The following is an 11,704-nucleotide window of genomic DNA, read 5'->3' as shown; positions in this document are numbered from 1 at the left end:
TTCAAAAAACTATGGCGTTCAGAAAAAATAAAAAACTTAGCAATGATTTTTCCAGAGTCACCATTAGTTTGGCTTCCCCAGAATCTATTCTGGATAGCTCAAACGGTGAGGTGACCCAGCCAGAGACGATCAACTATAGAACTTACAAGCCAGAAATGGGTGGTTTGTTCTGTGAGAGAATCTTTGGTCCGGTCAAAGACTGGGAGTGTCATTGTGGCAAGTACAAGCGCATCAGGTATAAAGGTATTATCTGTGACCGCTGCGGTGTAGAGGTTACAGAGAAGAAAGTAAGAAGAGAGAGAATGGGCCACATCGAACTGGTAGTACCAGTTGCGCACATTTGGTATTTCAAATCCCTTCCTAATAAAATCGGTTACCTTCTTGGTCTTCCAACTAAGAAGCTTGATCAAATTGTCTATTACGAGCGTTATGCGGTTGTTCAGGCAGGTATCAAAGCAGAAGAAGGAGTTCAATACCTGGACTTCTTGACTGAAGATGAGTACCTGGATATTATGGACAAGCTTCCTAAGGAAAACCATATGCTTGACGATGAAGATCCAAATAAATTCATCGCCAAAATGGGTGCTGAAGCTTTGGAGATGCTATTGGCAAGAATCGATTTGGATGATCTTTCTTACTCACTTCGTCACCAGGCTGCTACTGATACTTCTCAGCAGAGAAAGGCAGAAGCACTGAAGCGACTGAAAGTAGTAGAGGCATTCCGTGATGCTAGAACTAGAATCGAAAACCGCCCTGAGTGGATGGTCGTTCGTATGGTTCCAGTGATTCCACCAGAATTGCGTCCTTTGGTTCCTTTGGATGGTGGTCGTTTTGCGACTTCCGATTTGAATGACCTTTATAGAAGAGTAATTATCAGAAACAACCGTCTGAAGAGATTGATAGATATCAAAGCTCCAGAGGTGATTTTGAGAAACGAAAAGAGAATGCTTCAGGAAGCTGTAGATTCTTTATTCGATAACTCTAGAAAAGTAAATGCGGTAAGATCCGATGGAAACCGTGCTTTGAAGTCCCTTTCCGATATGTTGAAAGGTAAGCAAGGTCGATTCCGTCAAAACTTGCTCGGTAAGCGTGTGGATTACTCCGGTCGTTCTGTGATCGTGGTAGGGCCTGAGTTGAAGCTTCACGAGTGTGGTCTTCCTAAAAATATGGCGGCTGAGCTTTTCAAGCCTTTTATAATCAGAAAACTGATCGAAAGAGGTATTGTAAAGACTGTAAAGTCTGCTAAGAAAATCGTGGATCGTAAAGATCCAGTGGTTTGGGATATTTTGGAAAATGTACTTAAAGGACACCCAGTGCTCCTCAACCGTGCTCCTACGCTTCACAGACTAGGTATCCAAGCTTTCCAGCCAAAACTAATAGAAGGAAAAGCTATCCAGCTTCACCCATTGGTATGTACTGCATTCAACGCCGATTTTGACGGTGATCAGATGGCGGTTCACGTACCTCTTGGACATGAGGCGATCTTGGAAGCTTCTACTTTGATGCTTTCTTCGCACAATATTCTTAACCCTGCTAACGGAGCTCCGATTACTGTACCTTCTCAGGATATGGTGTTGGGTCTATACTACGTGACCAAGGGTAAGAGATCTACTCCTGAAGAGATTGTTCTCGGTGAAGGAATGACTTTCTACAGCGTAGAAGAAGTGATTATCGCAATGAATGAAGAGCAAATCTCCAAGCATGCGAATATCAAGTGTAAAGTACAAGTAAGAACCGAAGATGGAGGTTACAAGGATGAGATCATTGAGACCGTAGCCGGTCGTTTGATTTTCAATCAGTTTGTACCAAAAGAAGTAGGTTATGTAAATGAGCTTTTGACCAAGAAAAAACTTCAGCAGATTATTGCTAAGGTTGTCAAAGTATGTGGAATGGCACGTACAGCTCAGTTCTTGGATGATATCAAGCACCTTGGATTCCAGATGGCCTACAAAGGCGGTCTATCTATGGGATTGAATGATGTAATTATCCCAGAAGAAAAACAGCCGATGATTGACAAAGCTCAAGAAGAAGTTGACCAGGTTTGGAACAACTACCTTATGGGTCTAATCACGGATAACGAGCGGTACAATCAAGTAATTGATATCTGGACTCGTACCAACTCTCATTTGACTAATAATCTGATGAAGCAGATGGAAGAGGATAAGCAAGGATTCAATGCTATCTACATGATGATGCACTCAGGAGCTCGTGGTTCCAGAGAACAGATTCGTCAGTTGGGTGGTATGAGAGGCTTGATGGCTAAGCCACAGAAAAACCTTCAAGGTTCTGTAGGTGAAATCATCGAAAACCCAATCCTTTCTAACTTCAAAGAAGGTCTAGATGTATTGGAGTACTTTATCTCTACTCACGGTGCACGTAAAGGTCTTGCCGATACTGCATTGAAAACTGCCGATGCTGGTTACCTAACCAGACGTCTGGTAGATGTAGCTCAGGATATGATTGTCACTGAAGACGATTGTGGTAGCTTGAGAGGATTGCTGGTACAACCATTGAGAGACAATGACGAGATCGTTGAGCCACTTTCTGAGAGAGTGCTAGGACGAGTTTCTGTTCACGATATTTTCCATCCTACTACGGATGAATTGATCGTAGAATCTGGTCTTGAAATCAATGACGAAGTAGCGAAATTGATCGACGAATCAGGAATAGATGAAGTTGAGATCAGATCTGTATTGACCTGTGAGACTCGTAGAGGTGTTTGTGGCAAATGCTACGGTAGAAACCTTACCTCTGGCCATATGGTACAGGAAGGTGAATCTGTCGGTGTTATTGCAGCACAGTCTATCGGTGAGCCAGGTACGCAGCTTACACTTAGAACATTCCACGTAGGTGGTACAGCATCCAACATGGCGGTAGAAGCTTCTGTGATTGCTAAGTTCGACGGTGTAGTAGAATTTGACGATGAATTGAGATTGATCGAGACTACTAATAAGGATGGTGAGCATATCACTGTTGTGATGGGTAGATCTGGTGAGATCAAAGTCAATGATGCGAAGACTGGTAAGACACTTGTGTCTAACCATGCTCCATACGGTGCTATTGTGAATGTGAAGGATGGAGAGAAAATCACCAAAGGACAGACCCTTTGTAAGTGGGATCCATACAACGCAGTAATCTTGTCAGAATTCGATGGTAAAATTGAATTTGAAGCAATTGTAGAAGGCGTTACTTTCAAGGAAGTGTCCGATGATCAGACTGGTTTCCGTGAGAAGGTAATTATTGATACTAAAGATAGAACTAAGAACCCAGCGATAATTGTAAACTATGGTGAAGAGTCTAAGGGATACAATATCCCAGTAGGAGCTCACTTGGCAATTGACGCAGGAGATAAGGTTAGATCTGGACAAATCTTGGTGAAAATCCCAAGATCTGTAGGTAAGACTAGAGATATTACGGGTGGTCTACCAAGAGTAACTGAGCTATTTGAAGCAAGAAACCCGTCCAATCCGGCTGTAGTTTCTGAAATCGACGGTGTAGTAACTTACGGTGGTATCAAGCGTGGTAATAGAGAGATCATCATCGAATCTAAAGATGGTGTGATCAAGAAATACATGGTATCCTTGTCTAAGCACATCTTGGTGCAGGAGAATGACTTTATCAGAGCTGGCGAGCCACTTTCTGATGGAGCGATCACTCCTAATGACATCTTGTCTATCAAAGGCCCAACTGCTGTTCAAGAGTACTTGGTGAATGAGATTCAGGAAGTTTATAGGCTTCAGGGTGTGAAAATCAACGATAAGCACATTGAGGTGATTGTAAGCCAGATGATGCAGAAAGTGGAGATCCTTGATGCAGGTGATACTGGATTCCTACAAAATCAGGTAGTGGACAAGTGGGCATTCAGAGAAGAGAATGATAATATTCTTGATCGTAAAGTGGTCATGGATGCTGGGGAATCTTCTACTTTGAAGCCAGGAATGATTATCTCTGCAAGAAGATTGAGAGATGAGAATTCAAGCTTAAAGCGTAAGGATCTTAAGTTGGTACAAGTTCGTGATGCTGAAACTGCGGTTTCTAAGCCTACACTACAAGGTATCACAGCTGCTTCCTTAGGCACAGAGAGCTTCTTGTCTGCAGCATCCTTCCAGGAGACTACTAAAGTTCTCTCTGAAGCTTCTATCAGAGGCAAGCGAGATGAGTTGAAAGGTCTGAAGGAAAATGTATTGGTAGGTCATTTGATTCCTGCAGGTACAGGCCAGCGAAGATTGCAACCAATCATCGTGGGTTCTCAGGAAGAGTATGATAAGCTTTCAGAAAACATGGAGCGTAACGCTAAGAGATCTAGCGAAGCAATCCTGTAATATTCGAATAAATTAATATAAAAGGCCTGTTTTGCGACAGGCCTTTTTTGTGAATATCTAAAATAACCGAGGTGGACGCTGAGTTTTTCGCAGAGTACACAGTCAATATATCTTCGTAAAAACTAGATTTGACAACTCAATAAATAAGACTACTGGAGTGCTAATAGAAACGTAATCTTAATTTGAAATAAATAGACAAAAGCATAATAGAATTAGGTCATCATATGCATTGACGCCACTTCGGTCATCTGACCCAGTGAGCAAAAGGATTTTGGCCAATGGTATCAATGTAAATAAAAACTATACAAATCATGCAAGACGACAACGAACAAAAAAAAGCAGATCAGCAGATCAATGTGGAGCTATCAGAAGAAGTAGCAGAGGGTATTTATTCCAATTTGGCGATGATCGCTCATTCTAATTCTGAGTTTGTAATAGACTTTATTCGCTTGATGCCAGGTGTGCCGAAGGCGAAAGTAAAGTCACGGATAATTGTGACTCCGGATCATGCAAAGAAATTGCTCGCTGCTCTCAAAGATAATATTGAAAAGTACGAAGACGCCTTTGGGAAAATCAATCAATCAGGAGGAGCACCTCAGTTTCCGATCAGTTTCGGAACACCGGGAGAAGCCTAGCAAAAATATAACTGCTTAGCTTTGTTACTCTTATTACTTTGGTTACCTTTGCAGTCCAAAATTTAACAGTTTACGGGAAAACTAAATTTTATCAGTTAATGCCTACTATTCAACAGTTAGTACGAAAAGGTAGAGTAACACTGGAGACCAAATCAAAATCTAGAGCTTTGGACGCATGTCCACAGCGAAGAGGAGTTTGTACCAGAGTATACACTACAACCCCTAAGAAGCCAAACTCTGCAATGAGAAAAGTGGCGAGGGTGAGATTGACAAACGGAAAAGAAGTGAATGCTTATATTCCTGGAGAAGGTCACAATCTACAAGAGCACTCGATCGTCTTGATCAGAGGTGGTCGTGTGAAAGATCTACCGGGTGTGAGATATCACATCATCCGTGGTGCACTAGATACCGCAGGAGTTAAAGACCGTAAGCAAGGTCGCTCTAAGTATGGTGCTAAAAGACCTAAGGCTGGAAAAGGCCCGGCAAAGAAATAATACTTTATAACATTTAGAAAAAATGAGAAAAGCGAAACCAAAGAAGAGATATATTCTTCCTGATCCAAAGTTCAACGATACGCTAGTAACTAGATTCGTGAACAATCTAATGGTAGATGGGAAGAAGAGTATTGCTTACAGAATTTTCTACGATGCAGTAGAAAAAGTTGAAGAGAAAGTAGGTGAGAATGGTCTTGAAATTTGGAAAAAAGCGCTAACCAATATTTCTCCATCTGTAGAGGTGAAGAGTCGTAGAGTTGGTGGTGCTACATTCCAGGTTCCAATGGAAGTCCGTCCAGACAGGAAGATTGCCCTTGGGATGAAATGGATGATCAGCTACGCCCGAAGAAGAGGAGAGAAAACAATGATGGACAGACTAGCTGGCGAAATTATCGCTGCTTCCAAAGGCGAAGGTGCCGGTGTGAAGAAGAAAGATGATACGCACAGAATGGCAGAAGCCAACAAAGCATTCTCCCACTTTAGATTTTAATCAATATGGCTAAAAGAGATTTAACACTTACCAGAAACATTGGTATCGCCGCGCATATTGATGCAGGAAAGACTACTACGACAGAACGAATTCTTTTTTATTCTGGCGTATCTCACAAAATAGGTGAGGTTCACGACGGAGCAGCCACCATGGACTGGATGGCTCAGGAGCAAGAGCGAGGTATTACTATTACTTCAGCTGCAACTACCGTTTTTTGGGATTATAGAAACAAGAAATATCAGATCAACATCATCGATACTCCCGGTCACGTTGATTTTACCGTAGAGGTAAACAGATCACTTCGTGTTCTCGATGGATTAGTATTCTTGTTTTCTGCTGTAGATGGCGTAGAGCCACAGTCAGAGACTAACTGGAGACTTGCGGATAACTATAAAGTTGCTCGTATTGGCTTCGTAAATAAAATGGACCGTGCTGGTGCAAACTTCCTAGAAGTATGTAAGCAGGTGAAGGAGATGCTAGGCAGCTACGCTGTTCCTTTGCAACTTCCAATCGGTGCAGAAGATAGATTCCGTGGTGTAGTTGATTTGATCAACAACCGAGCTATCGTATGGAATGAGGAAGATTTCGGGATGACTTTCGAAGAGATTCCTATTCCTGAAGATATGCTGGAAGAAGTAGCTGAATACAGAGAGTATCTACTCGAAGCAGTTGCTGATTATGACGAATCATTGATGGAGAAATTCTTCGAAGATTCTGATTCTATCACCGAACAAGAAATTCTTGCAGCTTTGAGAAAAGCGGTGATTGATATGAAGATCGTACCTATGGTATGTGGATCTTCTTTCAAAAACAAAGGAGTTCAAACAATGCTAGATCTTGTAATGGAATTGCTTCCTTCTCCAATGGACAAGGACGATATCTTTGCTCATGATATAGATGATGAAGAAGTAGATGTAAGAATCTCTCCAGACGAATCGGAGCCTTTCACAGGTCTTGCTTTCAAAATCGCAACTGATCCATTTGTAGGTCGTCTTTGTTTTGTAAGAGCCTATTCTGGAATCTTGAATTCTGGTTCTTATATCTTCAATAGCCGTTCTGGAAACAAGGAGCGTATCTCAAGAGTATTCCAAATGCATGCTAACAAGCAAAACCAAATCGATGCGCTAAGAGCGGGTGATATTGGTGCAGTGGTAGGCTTTAAAGATATCAAAACTGGTGATACCCTTTGTGACGAAAGCCGTAAGGTGATCTTGGAATCAATGGTCTTCCCTGAGCCTGTTATCGGTTATGCTATTGAGCCTAAGACTCAAGCGGACGTGGACAAGCTAGGTATGGCTATCGCCAAACTAGTAGAAGAAGATCCAACTCTTGTAGTAAATACAGATCACGAAACTGGTCAGACTATCTTGAGAGGTATGGGTGAACTTCACCTGGACATCATCATTGATCGTTTGAAGAGAGAATTCAAAGTTGAGATCAACCAAGGAGCTCCTCAGGTTGCTTACAAAGAAGCGCTATTTGGTTCTGTAGAACACAAAGAAGTTTACAAGAAGCAGACAGGTGGTAAAGGTAAATTTGCTGATATCTCCTTCGAACTTAGCCCTAGAGATGCAGACCCAGAGACTGGTGAGATCAAGCCAGGATTGGATTTTGTGAATAATATCGTAGGTGGTGTGATTCCTAAGGAATTTATTCCTTCTATACAGAAAGGTTTTGCTGAGTCTATGAAGAATGGCCCATTGGCAGGATATCCTATTGAGTCTATGAAGGTTAGATTGTTTCACGGATCATTCCACGATGTCGATTCAGATGCTCTTTCTTTCGAATTGGCAGCGAGACTTGGCTTCAAAGATGCCGCTAAAAGATGTCAGCCTAAATTGCTTGAGCCAATCATGGCTGTAGATGTAGTTTCTCCTGATGAGTACACTGGGCCAATTACCGGTGACTTGAACAGAAGAAGAGGTTTGATGAAAGGAATGGATACCAAAGGTACTTCTTCCGTAATCAAGGCTTCTGTACCATTGTCTGAGTTGTTTGGTTACATTACTGACCTTAGAACTATCACCTCTGGTAGAGCGACAGCTTCATTGACATTCTCTCACTATGAGGCAGTACCTAACAACATTGCCGAAGGTGTAATTGCTACAGTAAACGGTCAGAAGGACTAAATAATATTTGCGATGAATCAGAAAATCAGAATAAAACTAAAATCATACGATCACAGCCTGGTGGATAAGTCATCAGAGAAGATTGTAAAGGCAGTGAAAGCCACTGGTGCCGTAGTAGTAGGACCAATTCCATTGCCTACTAAAAAGGAGAAATTCACAGTATTGAAATCTCCACACGTAAGTAAGAAAGCCAGAGATCAGTATCAACTTTGTACATACAAAAGATTGGTAGATATCTATTCTAACTCTTCTAAAACTGTAGATGCTTTGATGAAAATCGAGCTTCCTAGTGGAGTAGATGTAGAAATCAAGGTTTGATCCAACTGGATTGATATACAAAAGACCTGCTTTTCGGAGCAGGTCTTTTTTGCTTTAGCATATGGATATGGTGTCGCGAAGGGTGTAAAAGCCTGAGGCACAATTGAAATATTTTGAAATACATTTAAAATATAGGATTTCGAATTTGTTGCAGAATTTAATTTCAGTAACTTTGCAGTCCTTTAAAAGGAGCCCCGGCAGATAAATGCTTGTGGGTTATTATATTATCTTATAAAAGATGTCTGGTATAATAGGTAGAAAAGTAGGAATGACTAGCATTTTCAGTGCCGATGGACGTAATGTCGCATGCACGCTAATAGAAGCTGGTCCTTGTGTAGTTACGCAAGTAAAAAACGTTGAAACAGACGGGTACAACGCCGTGCAGTTGGGTTATGGTGAGCGTAAAGAGAAAAATACGCCTAAGCCATTGATCGGTCATTTTAAAAAGGCTGGTACAACTCCAAAGCGCAAAGTTGTTGAGTTCAGAGAATTCCGGGTCGAGTTTGAAGGCCAGGTAGATCTAGGAGCTACTGTGAAGGCTGATGAAGTATTTATCGAAGGTGACTTCGTAGATGCAATCGGAACTTCAAAAGGTAAAGGATTCCAGGGTGTGGTAAAACGTCATGGTTTTGCAGGTGTGGGTGGACAAACTCACGGTCAGCATAACAGAGGCAGACACCCAGGTTCAATTGGTGCATGTTCTTGGCCATCCAGAGTATTCAAAGGAATGAGAATGGCTGGTAGAACTGGTGGAGACAGAGTAAAGGTGATCAACCTTAAAGTGTTGAAAATCTATGCTGACAAAAACCTACTATTGGTTTCTGGTTCTGTACCTGGTCCTAAAAATTCTTTCGTTATTCTAGAGAAGTAAGCCATGGAATTAGCAGTAATTAATCAAAACGGAGAAGACACAGGTAGAAAAATCAGCTTGTCTGATGAGATCTTCGCTATCGTTCCTAACGATCACGCGATCTACCTTGATGTAAAGCAGTACTTGGCAAACCAAAGACAAGGTACGCACAAGTCTAAAGAGAGAAATGAGATAGCTGGTTCTACTCGTAAGATCAAAAAGCAAAAGGGCACTGGTAGTGCACGTGCTGGGTCTATCAAGTCGCCACTATTCCGAGGAGGAGGAAGAGTATTTGGCCCACAGCCAAGAGACTATTCTTTCAAATTGAATAAAAAGGTAAAACAACTAGCCAGAAAATCTGCACTTGCTTATAAAGTGAAAGATAACAGCTTGTCAGTTTTGGAAAGCATCTCATTTGATGCCCCTAAGACTAAGAGTTACTTGGCTTTGCTTAATGGATTGTCTCTAGGAGATAAGAAGACATTATTGGTACTTCCTGAGGAAAACACCAATGTATTCTTAGCCAGCAGAAACTTGCCAAAAGCTAAAGTTGTGACTGTAAATGATGTAAATACTTACCAAGTGCTGAATGCTGATCACTTAGTGATCTGTGAAGGTTCTATCAGTAAGTTGGAAACCATTTTATCGAAATAAGACAATGGATATTCTAAAGCAGCCTTTAATTACAGAGAAGATTTCTGCCATGAACGAAAGAGGCGTTTATGGATTCATCGTGGAAAAAACCGCGAAGAAACCAGAAATCAAACATGCTGTAGAGAAAACGTTTGGTGTGAAAGTGGTTTCTATAAGAACCATCAGATATGCTGCAAAGCATAAATCTAGATACACCAAAGCTAAAGTGGTTTCAGGCTTTACCAACGCTTTCAAGAAAGCAATCGTGCAAGTAGCCGATGGTGAAGTGATTGATTTTTACGGAGAAATTTAATTGAATCTATATCATGGCAATTAAAAAGTTGAAGCCTGTAACTCCAGGGACAAGATTCAGAGTAGCTCCAGCATTTGACGAGATTACAGCGTCAAAGCCGGAAAAATCTCTTCTTGCTCCTATCAAGAAGTCAGGTGGACGAAACAATGAAGGCAAAATGACTGTCCGCAATATTGGCGGTGGTCATAAGAGAAGACTACGTATCGTAGACTTCAAGAGAAACAAGTTTGGTGTTCCTGCGGTAGTTAAGTCTATCGAGTATGATCCAAACAGAACGGCACGTCTCGCCCTACTATATTATGCAGATGGTGCTAAGGCCTACATTATCGCCCCGGAAGGTTTGTCAGTGGGACAGACAGTGATTTCCGGTGAGCAAGTTGCTCCAGAAGTGGGCAACGCGATGCCAGTAGCTAATATTCCAATGGGTACAATCGTACACTGTGTGGAATTGAAGCCAGGAAAAGGCGCCGCAATGGTAAGAAGTGCTGGAGGTTATGCACAGATCGTAGCCCGTGATGGGAAATACGTAACTGTAAAACTTCCATCTGGTGAGATGAGACTTGTACTAAATACGTGTATGGCAACTGTTGGAACTGTTTCCAATGGTGATCACATGAACGTAGTATTGGGTAAAGCCGGTCGTAAGAGATGGCTCGGATCAAGACCTCGTGTAAGAGGTGTTGCGATGAACCCAGTAGATCACCCAATGGGTGGTGGTGAAGGTCGTTCTTCTGGAGGACACCCTAGATCTAGAAAAGGTCTATTGTCTAAAGGAAAGAAAACAAGATCTCCTAAGAAGTATTCAAACAAGTTCATCGTAAGCAAAAGATCTAAATAATTATGGCACGTTCATTAAAAAAAGGTCCTTATATCGAGCACCATCTTGTGAAGAAAGTGGATGCTCAGAACGAATCAGGAAAGAAGTCGGTAATCAAGACTTGGTCAAGAAAATCAATGATTTCTCCAGATTTCGTAGGACATACCTTCGCTGTGCATAATGGGAATAAATTCATTCCAGTATTTGTAACAGACAACATGGTAGGTCATAAGCTAGGTGAATTTGCTCCTACCAGAAATTTCAGAGGCCACATTGCCAAAAAAGATAAAGGAAAGAGATAATCATGGAAGCATTAGCAAAATTAAATAATGTCCCTACATCTCCGCGTAAGATGCGCCTTGTGGCTGACCTTGTCAGAGGCAAGAGAGTAGGATTAGCACTTAGCATATTGAAATTTACTCCTAATCATGGAGCGATTCGACTTGAGAAGTTGTTGCTTTCCGCTGTAGCCAACTGGCAAGCGAAAAACCCTGATGCCAAACTAGAAGAGGCTGACCTTTTCATCAAAACTGTAATGGTAGATGAAGGTAGAATGCTTAAGAGATTAAGACCAGCTCCTCAAGGTAGAGGTCACAGAATCCGCAAGAGATCAAATCATGTAACCCTAGTAGTTGATTCATTCAACGATGAGGCTGTTACCGCTGATGTAGTAGAAACAAACGAAAAGGCAAATTAAGAACAG

At 41.7% G+C, this 11,704-nt stretch carries 12 protein-coding genes; all 12 read left to right on the top strand.

Annotation, left to right across the window (positions count from 1 at the left end; all coding sequences use genetic code 11):
• The first annotated feature begins 11 nt into the window (after positions 1-11).
• The 12 genes from rpoC to rplV all read left to right on the top strand — a co-directional run bounded on the left by rpoC (position 12) and on the right by rplV (position 11,698).
• On the top strand, positions 12-4,322 hold the full coding sequence (gene rpoC / locus LV85_RS02725; RefSeq protein WP_111316654.1) for a DNA-directed RNA polymerase subunit beta': 4,311 nt from the start codon (positions 12-14) through the stop codon (positions 4,320-4,322).
• A 311-nt stretch (positions 4,323-4,633) separates the two neighbouring features.
• Positions 4,634-4,957, top strand: a complete 324-nt coding sequence (locus LV85_RS02720; protein ID WP_111316653.1) for a DUF3467 domain-containing protein — start codon at positions 4,634-4,636, stop codon at positions 4,955-4,957.
• A 98-nt stretch (positions 4,958-5,055) separates the two neighbouring features.
• A complete protein-coding gene (gene rpsL / locus LV85_RS02715) occupies positions 5,056-5,451 on the top strand; it encodes a 30S ribosomal protein S12 (RefSeq protein ID WP_111316652.1) in 396 nt (131 codons plus the stop codon).
• Between the two features lie 22 nt (positions 5,452-5,473).
• Positions 5,474-5,941: a 30S ribosomal protein S7 gene (rpsG, locus tag LV85_RS02710; RefSeq protein WP_111316651.1), complete on the top strand. Its 468-nt coding sequence runs from the start codon at positions 5,474-5,476 to the stop codon at positions 5,939-5,941.
• Positions 5,942-5,946: 5 nt separating this feature from the next.
• On the top strand, positions 5,947-8,070 hold the full coding sequence (fusA, locus tag LV85_RS02705) for an elongation factor G (protein WP_111316650.1): 2,124 nt from the start codon (positions 5,947-5,949) through the stop codon (positions 8,068-8,070).
• 12 nt (positions 8,071-8,082) lie between these two features.
• Positions 8,083-8,388 (top strand): 30S ribosomal protein S10, encoded by a 306-nt coding sequence (gene rpsJ, locus LV85_RS02700; protein ID WP_008203035.1) that lies wholly within the window; start codon positions 8,083-8,085, stop codon positions 8,386-8,388.
• A 238-nt stretch (positions 8,389-8,626) separates the two neighbouring features.
• On the top strand, positions 8,627-9,259 hold the full coding sequence (gene rplC / locus LV85_RS02695; protein WP_111316649.1) for a 50S ribosomal protein L3: 633 nt from the start codon (positions 8,627-8,629) through the stop codon (positions 9,257-9,259).
• Between the two features lie 3 nt (positions 9,260-9,262).
• The gene (gene rplD / locus LV85_RS02690; protein ID WP_111316648.1) at positions 9,263-9,892 is read left to right on the top strand and encodes a 50S ribosomal protein L4; all 630 of its coding nucleotides are present in this window, start codon (positions 9,263-9,265) and stop codon (positions 9,890-9,892) included.
• Between the two features lie 4 nt (positions 9,893-9,896).
• The gene (gene rplW, locus LV85_RS02685) at positions 9,897-10,184 is read left to right on the top strand and encodes a 50S ribosomal protein L23 (RefSeq protein ID WP_086500264.1); all 288 of its coding nucleotides are present in this window, start codon (positions 9,897-9,899) and stop codon (positions 10,182-10,184) included.
• 13 nt (positions 10,185-10,197) lie between these two features.
• The gene (rplB, locus tag LV85_RS02680; protein ID WP_111316647.1) at positions 10,198-11,022 is read left to right on the top strand and encodes a 50S ribosomal protein L2; all 825 of its coding nucleotides are present in this window, start codon (positions 10,198-10,200) and stop codon (positions 11,020-11,022) included.
• Between the two features lie 2 nt (positions 11,023-11,024).
• Positions 11,025-11,303 (top strand): 30S ribosomal protein S19, encoded by a 279-nt coding sequence (rpsS, locus tag LV85_RS02675; protein WP_057939455.1) that lies wholly within the window; start codon positions 11,025-11,027, stop codon positions 11,301-11,303.
• 2 nt (positions 11,304-11,305) lie between these two features.
• Positions 11,306-11,698 carry a 50S ribosomal protein L22 gene (rplV, locus tag LV85_RS02670; protein ID WP_111316646.1) on the top strand — a complete coding sequence of 131 codons (393 nt, stop codon included), beginning with the start codon at positions 11,306-11,308 and terminating at the stop codon, positions 11,696-11,698.
• Positions 11,699-11,704: the final 6 nt, after the last annotated feature.

The organism is Algoriphagus chordae (assembly GCF_003254055.1).
Classification (GTDB): domain Bacteria; phylum Bacteroidota; class Bacteroidia; order Cytophagales; family Cyclobacteriaceae; genus Algoriphagus; species Algoriphagus chordae.
The sequence above is the reverse complement of the archived record's forward strand: the minus strand, read 5'-3'. Positions and strand labels throughout refer to the sequence as shown.